The sequence below is a fragment of the Aliiglaciecola sp. 2_MG-2023 genome, from assembly GCF_030548145.1.
Lineage (GTDB): Bacteria > Pseudomonadota > Gammaproteobacteria > Enterobacterales > Alteromonadaceae > Aliiglaciecola > Aliiglaciecola lipolytica_A.
This window is the reverse complement of sequence record NZ_JAUORY010000004.1, coordinates 43,639-59,761: the sequence shown is the minus strand read 5'-3', so window position 1 is coordinate 59,761 and position 16,123 is coordinate 43,639. Positions and strand designations below refer to the sequence as shown.

Annotated in this window: 17 protein-coding genes and 1 tRNA gene; 15 read left to right on the top strand and 3 right to left on the bottom strand. The window is 40.0% G+C overall.

Annotated features, from left to right (window positions below; all coding sequences use genetic code 11):
- Positions 1–85 precede the first annotated feature (85 nt).
- The 6 genes from Q4567_RS05690 (at position 86) to Q4567_RS05665 (ending at position 6,305) form a co-directional block, all read left to right on the top strand.
- Positions 86–532 carry a MaoC family dehydratase gene (locus Q4567_RS05690; protein WP_303499674.1) on the top strand — a complete coding sequence of 149 codons (447 nt, stop codon included), beginning with the start codon at positions 86–88 and terminating at the stop codon, positions 530–532.
- A gap of 234 nt (positions 533–766) precedes the next feature.
- On the top strand, positions 767–3,463 hold the full coding sequence (locus Q4567_RS05685) for a TonB-dependent siderophore receptor (protein ID WP_216049535.1): 2,697 nt from the start codon (positions 767–769) through the stop codon (positions 3,461–3,463).
- A gap of 155 nt (positions 3,464–3,618) precedes the next feature.
- Complete coding sequence (locus Q4567_RS05680) at positions 3,619–3,921, top strand: 4a-hydroxytetrahydrobiopterin dehydratase (protein ID WP_216049536.1); 303 nt, start codon at positions 3,619–3,621, stop codon at positions 3,919–3,921.
- Between the two features lie 195 nt (positions 3,922–4,116).
- Positions 4,117–4,193: transfer RNA gene (locus Q4567_RS05675), tRNA-Met, on the top strand.
- Between the two features lie 166 nt (positions 4,194–4,359).
- Complete coding sequence (locus tag Q4567_RS05670; RefSeq protein WP_303499672.1) at positions 4,360–5,613, top strand: RHS repeat domain-containing protein; 1,254 nt, start codon at positions 4,360–4,362, stop codon at positions 5,611–5,613.
- A gap of 2 nt (positions 5,614–5,615) precedes the next feature.
- The gene (locus tag Q4567_RS05665) at positions 5,616–6,305 is read left to right on the top strand and encodes a hypothetical protein (protein ID WP_216047377.1); all 690 of its coding nucleotides are present in this window, start codon (positions 5,616–5,618) and stop codon (positions 6,303–6,305) included.
- A 115-nt stretch (positions 6,306–6,420) separates the two neighbouring features.
- Here Q4567_RS05665 and Q4567_RS05660 read toward each other — a convergent pair whose 3' ends face one another.
- The 3 genes from Q4567_RS05660 to Q4567_RS05650 all read right to left on the bottom strand — a co-directional run bounded on the left by Q4567_RS05660 (position 6,421) and on the right by Q4567_RS05650 (position 7,545).
- Entirely contained in the window at positions 6,421–6,648 is a 228-nt protein-coding gene (locus Q4567_RS05660; RefSeq protein WP_303499671.1) for a hypothetical protein, read from the bottom strand.
- Positions 6,638–6,790, bottom strand: a complete 153-nt coding sequence (locus Q4567_RS05655) for a hypothetical protein (protein WP_303499670.1) — start codon at positions 6,788–6,790, stop codon at positions 6,638–6,640. Before Q4567_RS05655 ends, Q4567_RS05660 begins: the two co-directional genes overlap by 11 nt.
- 269 nt (positions 6,791–7,059) lie before the next feature.
- Positions 7,060–7,545, bottom strand: coding sequence for a hypothetical protein (locus tag Q4567_RS05650; protein ID WP_303499669.1), 486 nt, complete (start codon positions 7,543–7,545; stop codon positions 7,060–7,062).
- 414 nt (positions 7,546–7,959) lie between these two features.
- Between Q4567_RS05650 and Q4567_RS05645 the strand changes: the two genes are divergently transcribed.
- The 9 genes from Q4567_RS05645 (at position 7,960) to Q4567_RS05605 (ending at position 16,102) form a co-directional block, all read left to right on the top strand.
- Positions 7,960–8,118 carry a hypothetical protein gene (locus Q4567_RS05645; RefSeq protein ID WP_303499667.1) on the top strand — a complete coding sequence of 53 codons (159 nt, stop codon included), beginning with the start codon at positions 7,960–7,962 and terminating at the stop codon, positions 8,116–8,118.
- Positions 8,108–8,590 (top strand): Fic family protein, encoded by a 483-nt coding sequence (locus tag Q4567_RS05640; RefSeq protein ID WP_303499665.1) that lies wholly within the window; start codon positions 8,108–8,110, stop codon positions 8,588–8,590. The genes Q4567_RS05645 and Q4567_RS05640 overlap by 11 nt, the downstream gene beginning before the upstream one ends.
- Before the next feature lie 985 nt (positions 8,591–9,575).
- Complete coding sequence (locus Q4567_RS05635; RefSeq protein ID WP_303499664.1) at positions 9,576–10,790, top strand: trans-acting enoyl reductase family protein; 1,215 nt, start codon at positions 9,576–9,578, stop codon at positions 10,788–10,790.
- Between the two features lie 524 nt (positions 10,791–11,314).
- Positions 11,315–12,346, top strand: a complete 1,032-nt coding sequence (locus Q4567_RS05630; protein ID WP_216047385.1) for a DUF4118 domain-containing protein — start codon at positions 11,315–11,317, stop codon at positions 12,344–12,346.
- Positions 12,339–13,022, top strand: a complete 684-nt coding sequence (locus Q4567_RS05625; RefSeq protein ID WP_216047386.1) for a response regulator — start codon at positions 12,339–12,341, stop codon at positions 13,020–13,022. Before Q4567_RS05630 ends, Q4567_RS05625 begins: the two co-directional genes overlap by 8 nt.
- Before the next feature lie 62 nt (positions 13,023–13,084).
- Positions 13,085–13,738, top strand: coding sequence for a TrkA family potassium uptake protein (locus tag Q4567_RS05620; protein ID WP_216047387.1), 654 nt, complete (start codon positions 13,085–13,087; stop codon positions 13,736–13,738).
- A 5-nt stretch (positions 13,739–13,743) separates the two neighbouring features.
- Positions 13,744–15,108: a TrkH family potassium uptake protein gene (locus Q4567_RS05615; RefSeq protein WP_216047388.1), complete on the top strand. Its 1,365-nt coding sequence runs from the start codon at positions 13,744–13,746 to the stop codon at positions 15,106–15,108.
- A 90-nt stretch (positions 15,109–15,198) separates the two neighbouring features.
- Entirely contained in the window at positions 15,199–15,726 is a 528-nt protein-coding gene (locus Q4567_RS05610) for a M48 family metallopeptidase (protein ID WP_303499662.1), read from the top strand.
- Positions 15,698–16,102: a YacL family protein gene (locus tag Q4567_RS05605; RefSeq protein WP_303499661.1), complete on the top strand. Its 405-nt coding sequence runs from the start codon at positions 15,698–15,700 to the stop codon at positions 16,100–16,102. The genes Q4567_RS05610 and Q4567_RS05605 overlap by 29 nt, the downstream gene beginning before the upstream one ends.
- The last annotated feature ends 21 nt before the right edge of the window (positions 16,103–16,123 follow it).

The window sequence follows — 16,123 nt, the reverse complement described above, 5'->3', positions numbered from 1 at the left end:
TACATAACATTCATTTTATTAATAGTGGTTAGGTTGGTAAGATTTAAAATATTTGTTAATTAATGTAAATAAATGAAGGTGATACATGTCAAAAGCTTTAATAGATTTAGTAGAAGGCGATAATTTAGGCGAGACTAATTGGATTACTATTGATCAAGAAACAATTAATAAATTTGCCGATTCAACAAATGACCACCAATGGATACATGTGGATAAATCCCGGTGTGAAAAAGAGAGTCCGTTTGGGATGCCTATTGCCCACGGATTATTGTCAACTGCGTTAATGCCAAATGCATTTTATCAATTAATTGAATTGAACCCTGCAACGCAAACTTTGCTGAATTATGGTATCGATACGCTACGTTTTTTAGAGCCAGTCAGAGTGAATGATCGGATTCGGTATCACGTCTCATTGGAATCTAAGACGGTTAAACCCACTGGTGTTCTATATAGGTTTAACACCCAAGTCGAAATTGAAAACAGAGAAAAACCGGCCATGATTGGGAAGTTTCTGATGCTTCTAGTTCAGTAGTATCTGGTCTACCTGTCTATCGACTGGTAGGGCCATATATTTAGCAAATATTAACATATAAGTAACAGTAAATTTACATAGAGCGATTATCCCCCTACTATTTGTGGGAGGCTGCGGGAAATCGCTAGCCCAAAACAAAAATTAAAAACTATCAAGTGAGAGTGTTGGTTTTATCACATTGCTATTAGATGTTGCTTAGACCGCTGCTGCTCACATTGATTTAGGGGACACTCAATGAAAATCAAGACTCGTATTAGCGCGATAGCGGCAATAGTCTCTACGCAATTTTTAGCGATGCCTCAAGTGGCTGTTGCACAGGAGCAACAAGCTAATGAAGAAGTAGAACTAATAATGGTCACCGGAAGCTTTGTAAGACGTTCCGAAAATTTTGAATCACCATCACCTTTAGCGGTAATCGATAGCGTAGCAATAGACGCCATCGGTGCTAAAAATATCGCAGATATTACGCAAACCCTCACCATTAACTCGGGCTCTGAAAATAATCCCGATGCTTTTACCCAAAATGCAACAGCAGGTACCTCTAATATCAATTTACGTGGTCTTGGGGTCGCTTCAACATTGGTACTGCTGAATAATCGTCGTCAGGTTGTAAATTCTCAACCAACTAATGAAGGGTTGAACTTTGTTGATACCAGTTCATTGGTGCCGATGATAGCAATAAATCGAATGGAAGTAGTTAAGGACGGTGCCTCAGCGCTTTACGGATCTGATGCTGTAGCCGGTGTTGTTAACTTCATTACTAAACGCAATTATGAAGGCGCGATGATGAGCTTTGATTACCAAGATGGTGCTCATGGCGATAATAAAGAATACGTGATGCAAGGCTTGTGGGGAGCTAACGGTGATAAAGGGAATATCATGGCTGCGGTCAGTTATACCAATCGTTCCCCTTTATTTATTAGCGACCGTCGTCTTAGTCGTCCTCAAGATGATACCAGTGCTTTAGGTAACCCTGGTTCGTATTTTTTAACCATTCCAGGGGTAGGAACCTTACCTATTATTGACCCCTATGGTTGCGAAGAGTTTGGTGGCTACCCTGATTTACGTGCTCCTAGTGGAACTATTCCTGGGCTTGAAATTGGTTTATGTGGATTCGACTTTGGTCCTTATTATTCATATGTTGCAGATGAGTCTCGTACTAATATTTATGCACAAAGTACTTATCAGCTAACGGAAGAAATTATGTGGACCACCGAATTTGGTTACGCAAGAAACCGTGCCGAGCGTGGTGGAGCGCCAAGCTTCCCTATATTAACTTCACCTATCGTACCTGCTGACCATCCGCAAAACCCATTCGGTGCGCCAGTTGCTTTCTTTGGACGTGCCGAAGGTAATGGTTTCGATGGAGATCCCGCGCAAACTGAATCAGATACCTTTAGATTTAATACTGCTTTGCAAGGTGAGTTAGAAAATGGTTTCTGGGAAGTGAGTTATACCCGCGCCGTCAATGACTTCCTATTTAAAGTACCTGATGTGTTAAATACAGAGTTTAACTTAGCGTTAAATGGGTTAGGCGGAAGTCAGTGTAATCCACTTACTGGAACGCCAGGGGAAGGGGACTGTGAATACTTTAATCCATTCGCTAATTCTTTCACTACAGCACCTAACTCTCAGTATGTGGTTGATTCATTTACCGGTGAAGAATCGATTGATTCAAAAGCTGATTTAGAAGTGTTTGAAGGCTTTGCTTCATTCGAAGCATTTGATTTAGAAGGTGGTGCAGCTGGAGTTGCGCTAGGAATGCAATATAGAGAAGAAAAACTATCTCAAGATTATGATTCTTTGGCTAACCAAGACAGTTTTACGTTTGTAATTGGTAACCCTGACTTTGAAGGCTCTTTAGATGTGTGGGCTGTGTTTGGCGAATTAGCTTTACCCGTTAGCGAAAATCTTGATATTCAAATAGCCTTGCGTTACGAAGATTACGGCGGTTCTATAGGTGATACTTTAGATCCAAAACTAGCTTTTTCTTATCGGGCTAGTGAGACCTTGTCGTTACGCGCATCTGTATCAACATCGTTCAGAGCGCCAACTGTATTTTTAAGAAATGGTGGTGCGACGTCTTTACAACAGTTGATCGACCCGGTGCAAGAAGCACAGGCATTCGCAGCTGTCCGTACTTCGGGTAATGAAGATCTCACGCCTGAAGAATCGACTGCTTATAACTTAGGTGTTTCTTTTGAACCTATTGATGACTTATCAATCGAGGTAGATTATTGGAGTTTCGAGTTTGATAATCTAATTATTCAAGAGAACGCTCAGGCGGTACTAAATGCTGAGCCTACGAATCCTGACCGCGTTGTTCGCGCCGGAGACCCTTTAACTGGTCCTGTTTTACAAGTTAATAATACTTATGTAAACGCTAGCTCGTTAAAGACCTCTGGATTAGATTTTGTCAGTAGCTACAAGATAGAAACAGAAAACGCGGGTACCTTTACGCCTTCAATTAATGCAACCTTTATTACCAAGTATGACTTGAATGATCCCCAGGCTGGTGAAATTGATGGTGCAGGCAGACGTAACTTTAATAATATTGGCGTATCTTCACCTGAATTACGTATGAATCTAGGATTACATTGGAATACAGGCGTTCACGCAGCTAACGTATTTGTTCGTTACATCAGCGGCTATGATGATGATCAAAACTGTAGCGATGGCACCTTAGCAACTGGCGGTGTATGTGCGACTAATAGTTTTTACGAAGTAGACAGTCACGTAACGGTTGATGCTCAATACAATCTTGATTTGGGAACAATGTTAGAGTCTGACATGAGTTATGTACTATCTATTGGTGGTATTAACTTGATGGACGAAGAGCCTCCTCAATTGTTCACAAACAGTGGTTTTGACTCCAAAGTACATGATCCACGTGGTCGACAAATTTACGCTAGATTAGCAATCGAGTTCTAAGCTTAAATATGTTTATTTAAAATCCCCGACCTAGTTCGGGGATTTTTTGTAAATAACCCCTTCCAAAAAATCTCGATACTTTTTTCACTAAACCCTTTTAATCTTTGCGGTTTTTTTCAACACTGGTAGCTCGTTTTTAATAAGGACACTTGGTCATGGCTGAAAAATATACACAACAACAAATCATAGATGCACTTTTAGATATCAATGAAGGTAAAAGTGAAGAACAAAAGTGGCAAGTAAATGGTACTAAACTAATCAAGACTTTTAAGTTTAAAAGTTTTATTCGTGCGTTTGGTTGGATGTCTCAAGTTGCGATTTGGGCTGAAAAATTAAATCATCACCCTGAATGGTTCAATGTCTATAACAAGGTAGATGTTGAATTAACCACCCATGATGTGGGTGGGATCAGTGAATTAGATTTTAAACTTGCAGAAAAAATGGATTTATTTAATTAATTTTTATCAGCAATAGTGGTCAAATCGTACGTAAATCAAGCCTTTTGTGTTATTTTTGACCGAACGGTCTGAAATATTAAAGTTTTATTGCATTTTTTGCATATCTTGCTTGCACAGCGTAAATGGCTATGTATAATACGCACCACTTGAGAGGGAAGAGAAACAAAACAACTACCCAATCAAACCAGTTTCAAGCGCGGGATGGAGCAGTCTGGTAGCTCGTCGGGCTCATAACCCGAAGGTCGTAGGTTCAAATCCTGCTCCCGCAACCACATTCAAGGCCTCGATTATTCGAGGCCTTTTTTGTTTGTGTTATTTGAATATCAAAATATATGCCTGCCACTAATTCGTTTTAAACAAATAACTTCAAACCAACACCACTGGTACTTCAATTTAAGCGTTGTGATTTAATCCACTTTCCTAACTTGCAGCAATGTTGTGCCCATTAACTTACGACTTTATCCAGCAGGTGTGGTACACAGCTTAGTTGACAGATTGGGCAGCCCCAGCACCTTGTTAAAAGGCAGAACCAGTTCACCGGTCGTTCTGCGCTATCGCGCCCATGGAATATTTGGAAAACCAATAGATGCGGGAACCGGCTCTATTTTGGATTCTTTAAGCTCATGGGACGGCCAATATCGCGGATATACCGGACACGAACAGTTAGTCGAACAGCAGCTTATTCATATGAACGGGCGCATCTATGACTATAACCTTGGTCGCTTTATGTCGGTAGACCCCTTCATCCAGATGCCAGAAAGTAGCCAGAGTATCAACCCGTATTCGTATATTATGAATAATCCGATGGCGGGGACGGATCCGACGGGGTATTTGGCCGCGATGTCAGATGCCGAGCAACCACAAATGGCAACGGATACTCAGAAAGCAGAAGAAGCAAATGTAACTGAAGAGCGAGAGGTAAATCACTTTGGTGGGCGAGTAAAATCGAAAGTATCAGTAGTAATTGGCAAAGCTACAATCACGAATGGCGCGGTTACCAGTGTTCAGGATTTAAAGGGTAATACTGTTGCGACAACTAAGGATACTTCTGGCATTGGTAAGCCTAGTGGAAATAACAATGGTACCAGTGGAGCTAGAATTGGTGGTGAAAGCTCAGCAGGAAGTGTGGGCACTCTCGACACCCCAAACTTAATGTACGCAGAATTAGCCGAAGGTGTGGCTTGGGGTGGCCTTTCTGCCGAGCAACAAGAGTACGTAATCAATCAAGATAAAATGATTAGCAAGGCGACCGCTGATATTCTGGCAATCCCTCCCGGGTCAGTATTAGAGACCGACAATACAAGAGGGTTTCGTGATACCTACAGCAATATAAAGTATATATTTCACTCAGAAAGGCTGAGTGGCAACACAGGAAGTGCTCACGCCTTAGTACCTCACCAAGCATTCGGTAAGAATGGCAAGATAACTAAAGTTATGTTTAGCTCCGAGATTCATTACTCCTCATCAAAAATGTCAAACTTTAGAAATGGACAAGCGGTAACGAGAAGTGAGGGGAAGCTAGGTTACCATGCAAACCTTAGGTCTGGCATGAATGGCCTTTATGACTTGACACTTCATGAGATGGGGCATACCTTTAATCAGAGTAATCCGATAGGGCTGACCGGGGCGCAATTTCAAAAACAGGAAGAGTTCAGGGCTGATTCATTCCTAAAAGAGATTAGAGGTTTTTAATAATGCAGTTAAGTAGATTCTTTTTTATGTTGATAGTGAGTATTTGTGCAGCTTTCACGGCAAGCTGTGCAACCAATAAACAACCAAAAGAGACTTTGAGTACTATGGATTCAGCTAAAGTTAATTTTCATTACGTAAAGGTGAATACAGACAACCTTAAGGTAGGGCACTCTAGCAAGAGTCACTATACGCTATCTGTGTTTATGGATGTTAAAAACGGAAAAATTCACTTTGATAGCGAAAGCGTTAACTCGGTTGGAGTTGGATGGAGCGGAAGCTATGAGTTATACCAAGAACTGGCATGTCAGGAGTATTCCCACGCTTACTTATGCATCCCTTCTATTGGGTTGGCAATACCAATCAGTACATTTCAGACAGAAAATACATGGACGCATAATTCGCTGAGCTATACCAATAAAGGTATGCAACGTATCGCTGAACTAGACAGCTATGGGGAAGTTTTTGTGATTAACGCCACCCAAAGTGGTGGCAACAAATCAATTTACACTTATTACTTATCATTAAAAAAGGGCCTAGTCGCATTCTCAAAGGGAGATTCTCATGACCTTTGGGTGCTAAGTGAAAAGAATTCATTTGGCGTTGGGGCGTTATCGCTAGGAAAATCCCTTAATACAAATTCTTTATCAATATCAGACATTAAAAACTACTCAGTAGTTAAAATGATAAATTAACCACACCGTGATGGTGCAGAATAGAATAAAGGGGTCGGAACGAATTAATCGACGAATTAGTCGTGATAGATCACAAAATTTGCCATGAAGCCTCGCATTAAAGGGGGCTTTGCTTTCAAGACTTATACAGCAAGATAAATCCAGCATCGAACTCCCCATCCCGCCATTGGCCTAATGTTCTTCGGCCATCTGGGGTTATTCGCTCAAGATATTCAGGATAGTCGGGGTTTTTGCCGTAGAGCGTTTGCCCCTCGGCCAGCAACTGCTTGCTTAACTTCCCAGACTCACTATCTCGCTCGACTTCTTCGGAAAGCGCCATCACATCTAACGATTTATGCATCATGGCTCTCCTCGTGTCTTAGCTTCCTCACGTCCTCAATATCAACCAATTTGCACTCAAAAGTATGGGCTTTGGGAAAAGCAAAAAGTACGTCACTAGCCATTGCTGTTGCTTCAATTTTTATCGCAGATTTACAATATGGCATGGGAATCACCTAAAGTCGTAATACAAAAAGTATAGCGCAGCATCACCAAATCGTCATGGCTGTAGAGAAAATATAAAAATGAGGTAGTACGCCCAATTATTACAACAGTGGTTCGTTTGTTTGCATTGGGTGGTTCACCTTATCGAGTACCGCGCTCCTAGTTGGTAGTTGATGTGGTTCATTTTGAAGATAATATGCAATTGCATATTCTCAATAAATGCACCACTTGTTCTTTTTTTGTGAACCAGTGTTCTCGCTAAGGTGGAACACTATGCGCAAATGGATGAACCATTTATAGATTGCCATCTTCGGAGTATTTCATTTTTTGTATCTATATTGAGATTAAGGATATCTGTTGGATGGAAGGTAGCTAATGTGCAAATTGAATCCTGTGGGGTGATGGTTTGATGTACTTGTTTAGACAACCAATCAGCCGCATTTTGATAGGCCACTATAAAATGGTTTAAATCTTCATTGCTAAAAATGTCAGAGTAATACATCGGACTTGGTTTCTCTAAATAAGCTCGTTTCTCAGGTGTGTAGGCAAAGTTTTTGGGATAGTGTTTTCGACTGACATGAGTTGCATTTATTGCTGATTCAATCACTTTGAGAAATTCCCAATGATCCAACAATGGGTATTGAAATGCTAAAAACACCAGTGTGAATTTGAATGTGCGATGTAAGTCATGCAGCGGAGGATGGCGGCGGTTACTTTTTGATAACTCAAACATATATAAAAGTAGGTGTGCAGTCATTTGGTCTATATCACTGCATTTTTTGAGATCGCGACAGTAGTTTTTTACGCACGTTTTGACGCTAGTCTTATTGTTACCATTGTATTTTTGATGTTGCTTAAAAAAAGAAATGAGTTCGTTTTTATCCTTAGTTGGATTTGCCAGTAAACGCCATAAAGGATGGTTGAGTGTTTGAATTGCGAGGCTCGACACCTCTCCGATAGTAATACATGGACAGGCATATTTTAAGGTAGTGAAAATTGAGGCCTATAATTTTTACTCTAGGCTGATAAAAAATATAAATGCGTTCTTAATCTAGGTAAATACCTATGCATTCATGAGTTTCTAGCGGAGTAGCCACATTGCTCACGTAATTAAGCTGAATGGCAAATTAGCGCTTGTTAAGGTAAAATTAACGGAAATATAGGAGGCTTTATGGTTACCACAGTTTCTAAAACTAGCAATGACCGCAAGACCAAGTTTACGCCTAATATGGATAACTTTAAGGTCAGTTTAAGCTATGAAGGTTTGTCACTGAAAAAGAGCAGTGAAGGCAAAAGCATTTCAGAATTAAAACGCAAATATGCGAAATAAATACGGGGTAGCCCATGATAAATATTGCTACCTCGGTTCTGACGTTTTAATTAACCTTCTTGATATCAGGGATTCAGAAAAGCTTGAAGAAGCTGAAGCTGAATTTACCGCTGAACGGTATCGAACCTACGAACCCACCAAACAATCACTTGCTGATTTTTCATTCGAACATTTAAAGTATCTTCATCACCACTTGTTCCAAGATTTATATGCTTGGGCGGGTAAGCCAAGAGATGTTGATATTTCCAAAGGTGACACGCGTTTTTGTACTTGGACACGCATTGAGCCTGAAGCTATTAAATTATTTAAAACTATTCCTGCGTTAGCTGATTATCAGGACAATGAAGACCTCGTTGAAAAGGTCGCAGATTTGTTTTGTGAGTTAAATTTACTTCACCCATTTCGTGAAGGGAATGGCAGAATCTGCGCTTCTTTTTCGAGGAGCTGTTGTTTACTCTCGGCTTCCATGTAACGTGGCCAAAGATTTCTCAGAAAGATTGGATTGACGCTAACATTGCTGGTGTGCATCTGAACCTAGAACTGCTCAAGGTGATATTCACTCAAGCCATTTCAGAGCTGGAATGAAGAGTTTAAAAAACTGGCAATCATGTTGTGAAGAAATACATAAATACATGGGCAGGCATCTTTTCAGTAGTTGCGATTGGGTAAAAAATCATGATTAAAGGTCAACAAAATATTTTAATGTGCTCGTAGTTTAACTAAATACCTATACAATCATCAGTTTCTGGGAAGTGAGAGTTATTAAGGTGAGTTTAGTGCAGGGTGAGGCATGCCTCATGTGCAAAGAAACAATTGCAATGAAAAGTGACTTTAGGGGAAACGTTAGCCTAATGAATTCTTTTGCCTACGCAATCGCTGGTATCGTTTTAAGATGTCTATTTGTTCACCAATTACGCTAAAAATAGTTACAGTCTTGACCAATAGTTCTAAACTAATTTTGAATCATGTTTTTTGCTGTCGTTCGATAATGTTCTCAATAATGAACGGTATATTCCTAGTGTTGCACGCTCCCGCAACCACATTCAAGGCCTCGATTATTCGAGGCCTTTTTTGTTTGTGTTATTTGAATATCAAAATATATGCCTGCCACTAATTCGTTTTAAACAAATAACTTCAAACCAACACCACTGGTACTTCAATTTAAGCGTTGTGATTTAATCCACTTTCCTAACTTGCAGCAATGTTGTGCCCATTAACTTACGACTTTATAAAACACTGCGCTAGAAATAAAACCTTTGGAAATAAATTTTCACATTGATTAGACGTTGTCGTTGGCAATCAATACAATGGATTGGAGTTCAGCGCACTTTAGTGCCTGTGTATTCGGATAGTCGAATCAACAATATTGCTATGGCAGTTCCCGTTGGGGGTAATAACCGCTTGCGCAAGGAAGCATGTTTACTCAAGTAAATTGTCTAATTTCAAAGGGGTTTATAGTGTCTACTCAATACGATATTGTTATTTTTGGTGCGACAAGTTTTGTTGGCCAAATTCTCTGCCAATATATGGTCGCTCAATACCCAGAAGGCGAAATCGCCTGGGCTGCTGCAGGGCGTTCTCAATCAAAGCTTAATTCAGTTGTTAAATCTCTTAAGCAAAATATTCCGACGATTATTGCCGACTCTGACGATGAAATGTTACTGCGATATATGGCGGAACAAAGCAAAGTCATTATTTCTACTGTTGGACCTTACGCACTGTATGGCTCAAGCTTGGTAAAAGTGTGCGCAGAATCTGGCACCGACTACGTAGATTTAACAGGTGAGCCACAATGGATCCGCAAAATGATTAATCTACACGAAGCTACTGCCAAAGCCAGTGGTGCACGGATTGTTCATTGCTGCGGTTTTGACTCTATTCCTTTAGATCTGGGTAACTTTTACCTTCAACAGCAAGCTCAAAAAGTTTATTGCGCACCTTGTACCACCGTAAAAATGGCGGTATATCAAATGAAGGGGGCAGGCTCCGGTGGCACTTTTGCAAGTGGTATCAATATGTTTAAAGAAGCATCAACGGACGCTGAGTTAAGCAAAGGATTGAAAGATCCGTATTTTTTATGTTCAAAAGAGCATGGCTTCAGTGCTGTACAGCGTGACGTGCAAACGGCGGTATACGATGAAGATTTTGATGCTTGGGTTGCCCCGTTTGTAATGGCTGTGATTAATACCAAAATTGTTCACCGCTCAAATGAACTCAACGGCAAAGCTTTTGGGGAGAATTTTAAATATGACGAAGTCATACGCATAGGTAAGGGCTTTGGGTCGCACATAACAGCATCGGCAATTGGCCTAGGCATGCGCATTTTTCCTTTAGCCATTACTTTGCCACCTAGCGGGTACCTAATTGAAAAAATATTGCCAAAACCAGGTGAAGGTCCAAGTGTGAAACAGCAAAACAGTGGCTTTTTCGATTTGCGCTTTATAGGAAAAACTGATGCTGGCCAGAGGCTAACAGTGAAAGTGACGGGTGATAAAGATCCCGGTTATGGATCAACTGCCAAGATGTTGGTGCAAGCCGGTTTATGCTTGGCTCAAGACATCAGCAAAGCAGAAAAGGCGGGTGGATTTTGGACCACTGCAACGGTTATGGGAGAACCCTTGATAAAGCGATTAACTGAGCGGGCAGGTTTAACTTTCACACTGTTGGATTAGCCGAGTTGTTTAATTGCATGTCGTATTTGATAAAGCGTTAAGTTTTATGAGGGCGAGAATAGCATCAACCTCCTCGATTGGTTGGGAAGTTTGCTTGAAAGCTGGAAAGAATGACAACGGTGTTTGGCAAACTTCACTGAGTGAAAGTAATTGTCTTACAGATGTGCCTGAAGCGGTTACTTGAGTGTTGATGTTGTTGGGGGAGCGGGGTAGCAGAGTCGCTTTGGACAAAATCAAAGGATGAAAAGTGTTTTTTACTATTAATTTGTGAACAGTTCGTTTAACAAGTAGGGGAAAAGCAGACAAAAATCATTTCTCACAAAATTTAGAATAGCGTTCTCGCCTCAACATTCAAGGACTCAATTATTTGAGATCTTTTTTAGTGAAATTACGCATACATATCAGTTATTTGATAAAATAAAAAACTGATACAGTTTGGAAGATTAAATTTTATGTAAATTTAACGCGTCTTTTTCATCCGCATCGTTACAATGCAATCATTATTTAAAATTGGCACGTAGCGAATGTTCGAAAAATTAATTAAAAATAAAATGTTTGCCTATGCTTTTTCTCTAGGCATAGTGTGTATTTTTTCCATCCTCGCTTTATTATTGCCTGCTGCCATTTTACCGAAAAGTGGTGTATTACTTCTTTTGCAATTGGCGGTGGTTTTAGTTTCGGTTACATCTAGTCGAAGCGCTACCGCTATCGCGGGCATATTATGTGCGCTGATTTATAACTACTTTTTTACCTCTCCTTTGTATTCACTGCATATGTTTGAATTGGAGGATATTATGAACTCCATCATCTTCATTTCTGTCGCCGTATTGACTAGTGAATTTTCGATTCGTTATCGTAAAAAAAGTGAAGCTCTTAAGCAGGCCGAAATCCGCTCCAATATTTTGTTGTCAGTGTCGCACGACTTAAGGACGCCACTTGCCAGTATTATTGGCTCACTCAGTACCTTTCAAGAATATCAACACAAGATTAGTCAACAAGAGCAAAACACCCTTATCAACAGTGCCATTGATGAGAGTCATCGTTTACACAATTACGTTGAAAACTTATTGCAGTTAACACGTTTAAAAAACAACGCCTTTAATTGGGTATTCGTTCGCCAGTCAATTTGGCCTGTGATTAAACGCCTTGAACAGCGGTTCTCCGATAAGCGTTTGTTGATCAGCAAAAAAAACGAATTGAAAATGGTGGACATTCAGGATGCCCTTATCGAACAAGCCGTTTATAACGTCGTAGATAACGCTCTAAAATACTCACCCAAAGCGCAAAATGTTGAAATCGAAGTAAATAGTGTCCAACAATTTACTCGTATTCTAGTAAAGGATAAAGGCCAAGGGATAGAGCCTGAACAGCGTTTTAAGATATTTGATGCATTTTACTCAAGTCGCATTGGTGATGCAGGTAAAGGAGGCAGTGGTATTGGCTTGAGTGTGTCTAAAGGCATAATGGAAGCACATGGTGGTCATATTGCTGTTGTCGACTGTGAACAGGGTTGTACCATCGAATTACTGTTGCCAAATGGAGACGATAATGCTTAAGCCTAAGATTTTATTAATAGATGATGAGGATAAAATCCATGATTTCATCTCGATTTCATTGGCTGCTGAGAATCTTGAATATATTGGTTCATATACCGCAACCTCGGGCTTGAGTCTATTTAATCAAGAAAAACCTAGTCTTATTATTTTAGATTTAGGTTTACCAGATCTGGATGGGCGAGCCGTTTTGAAAAAAGTCCGAGAAACCAGTGATATCCCTGTATTGGTGTTAACAGCCAGAGATCAGGAAGCCGAAAAAGTAAGGTTATTAGACGCAGGTGCCAATGATTATTTAAGTAAACCTTTCGGCATTAGAGAGTTAATTTCACGCATTAAAGTATTGTTACGTGATATTAAGTATGAAGCCATGCCATCAGAACTGCGATTCGATAAATTGATCATAAAAACTGGGGAGCCTCTTGTTCTTAAAGGCCAGAAAGCGGTACAACTTACCAAAAAAGAGCACCAATTGTTAGTTAAGTTGGCCATCCATCCCAATGTACTCGTCAATCAAAAGAAATTATTAGTCGACATTTGGGGAGCGTCACATGCAGACGATGTCCATTACTTAAGAGTGCTCATCACCCAGTTACGAAAAAAACTGGGCGATGATGCTGAAGATCCCTACTTTATAAAAACCGAGCCTGGACTAGGTTACCGCTTTATTGGTGATTAAATTCTTTTGGCAGGTCAATAGGTTTAATTCTTGTACTTTGCTAGATTTTTGGAGTAAGCAACATGGCGCATTTTACTGTTATAGGCTTAGGCCGTTTTGGTATTTCGGCTTGTCAGGAACTGATCCATTTAGGACACACTGTCACAGGCGTAGATAGTGACGTTAAAGTTGCTGAAATGTATTCAGATTACCTAACCCAAGTTGTTATCTGTGATTGTACAGATGAAAATGCCTTATCAGAGCTAGATCTAAAAAACAGTGATACAGTATTAGTTGCCATTGGTGAAGATATGCAATCGAGTGTTTTGTGTACCTTAAGCTTAAAGAATATAGGGGTTAAAAACCTTTGGGTTAAAGCTGGCACAAAAGCCCATCACACTATCATATCTAAATTAGGGGTATCTAGAATCGTACATCCCGAGGAGGAAATGGGAGTGCGGGTTGCACAAGCCTTGAACTATCCAATGGTCAACGACTATATTGCGTTAGGTGATGGTCTCTATGTGGTTGAAATTAATATCAAACCACAATTACATGGTTCTCCACTGAGTAAATTATTAGTAGATACTAAAGGCGCAATAGATACATTATTAATAAAAAGACAAGGTAAAACTTTTACACGTATTGCTTGTGACTTTACGGTTAAAGCGGAAGATACTCTACTGCTTTGTGGTAAACGTGCTGCCCTTAAACATATAGCACCAAAGTTGGGGTAACTTGCATGCTACTTTGGCATCCCTCGCAGGCTCCAATTGAGCGAAAAACTAAATCCGCAAAACAAATTAATGCAGCACCACCTTTTGTGTTAGCCGGTAGTTTTGCGTTATTGATTGTTCTTGGTTCGTTATTATTAAAGTTACCCATAGCCACCGTCTCTTCTATTAGTTGGGAGCAGAGTTTGTTTACTGCGACTTCAGCAGTAACCGTAACCGGCTTAGTCGTAGTGGATACTGGCAGTGTTTTTACATTATTTGGTCAAACCGTTATTGCTTTATTAATTCAATGCGGAGGCATCGGATTGATGACATTCGCTGTTGTCACGCTTATTGCCCTTGGAGGAAAAATTGGTTTTATGCAGCGGGTGGTCGCTAAAGAAGCATTCAATCAAACCAATACTTCAACTTTGTTCAGTGTGGCTAAATCAGTGTTGTTTTTTTCACTGCTTGTTGAACTCATAGGTTTTGTCATTTTATCAGTGTATTGGTATGAAGACTTAGGGTTGCAGGCAAGCTTATTTCACGGCTTTTTTTATACCATTAGTGCTTTTAATAATGCGGGTTTTGCTCTGGCATCCAATAGTTTGATGCATTACGTGGAAGATCCAACTATTAACTTAACCATTACTGGTCTATTTATCGCTGGTGGTCTAGGTTTTACCGTTTGGATGGATGCACTCAAGTCAAAGTCGTGGAGCGCCATGACCCCTTACAGTAAAACAATGATTTTGGGGACAGTCATTATTAATGGCTTCGCACTGTTTGCTATATATGTCATTGAATATAATAACCCACAAACATTACAGCCATTGAGCGATGGCGGTAAGTGGTTAGCAGCCTGGTTTCAAGCTGTGTCACCTAGAACTGCAGGCTTTAATACACTTTCGATAGAGAATTTGGAAGAAAGTACAAGCGCTTTAATGTTGCTTCTTATGTTTATTGGCGGAGGCTCTTTAAGTACCGCAAGTGGTATTAAAGTTGTCACTTTTATTGTACTAATTATGGCTACATATAGTTATCTTCGAAGAGACAAAGGGATCACTTTATATAATCGAGAAGTCGCGAAAGAAACCGTCTATAAGGCGCTTGCCTTAACCATGATTTCCGTTGGTACAACATGGATCGCTATCTTTATTTTAACACTCAGTGAAGATGCCCCATTTTTAGATGTGGTGTTCGAAGCGGTATCTGCACTTGGCACGGTAGGGTTATCCAGAGGGTTAACGGGTTCGTTATCAGGCGTAGGCGAGCTAATCATTATTTTATTGATGTTTATGGGACGGTTAGGACCATTAACATTAGCGTATTTTCTCGCTAGTCCAAGAACAAAGCGTCTCAGGTTTCCAGAAACACAGCTTGCGATCGGTTAATATTTTATGTCAACAAAGTCGTGGTTGTTAGATGACTATCGATTTTAGGCGGGGTAAACTTGTCAATCTTTGCTTTACGAATGTGGTGCTGTGTCGTCTCTTAAATATTTATCGGCTTATTCTCTTGACTTACAACAGCAAATTACCGAATTGTTAGACTCAAATCGTTTAACTGACTATCTGCTGAAAAAATATCCGCTAGTGCATAGCATACCTAACGATAATGCTTTGCGTGAATATGTCATCGCATTAAAAAATCAATATCTTAAGAAATCACAACCTCTGAGTAAGGTAGTGTTTGATAAGAAGATTCATGTGGTTGATAACGCCCTAGGTTTGCACAGTTTTGTTTCCCGTGTACAAGGGGGAAAGCTTAAAAGTAAAAATGAAATTCGAATCAGTACGTTATTTAAGCATACCCCGACTGAATTTCTCAACATGATAGTGGTACATGAATTAGCGCATTTGAAGCAAAAAGAACATAACAAAGCTTTTTATCAACTTTGTTGCCATATGTTGCCCAATTACCACCAAATCGAATTTGATGTGCGAGTTTATTTGACGCATCTTGAACAAAAAGGTGAGGTTTATGTTAACTCGCCGCAAAACCTTCCATAAGGTATCCATGAACTATCAATTTATACGTAATCTGCAAGGTATTCCAGTGGCCCAATTTGAAATGGGACATGAAGCATTTTCCCGGTGGTTTTCTGAAGAACTGGGAACAAGCCAGCATAAAATAGAGGACATTTTTGTTGCAATCGACAGATTAGAAAAGCGTCAGATTAAGGAGTATGTGCTAGCCGGTAAAGAGATCAATCTACGAATCGATTATTACGAAGTAGAAGTTAGATCAAAAGATTTGGATATGGATGGACCTGATGAGCTGCCGGAGGGAACTGAGTTATATGATCAAGAATCCATATCTGGTTGTGGATTAGAAGATTTCACCCAAGTATTGTGTTCGTGGCGTGACTTTGTTGATGAAAAGTAAATCATCTTTAGTCAAGGTATA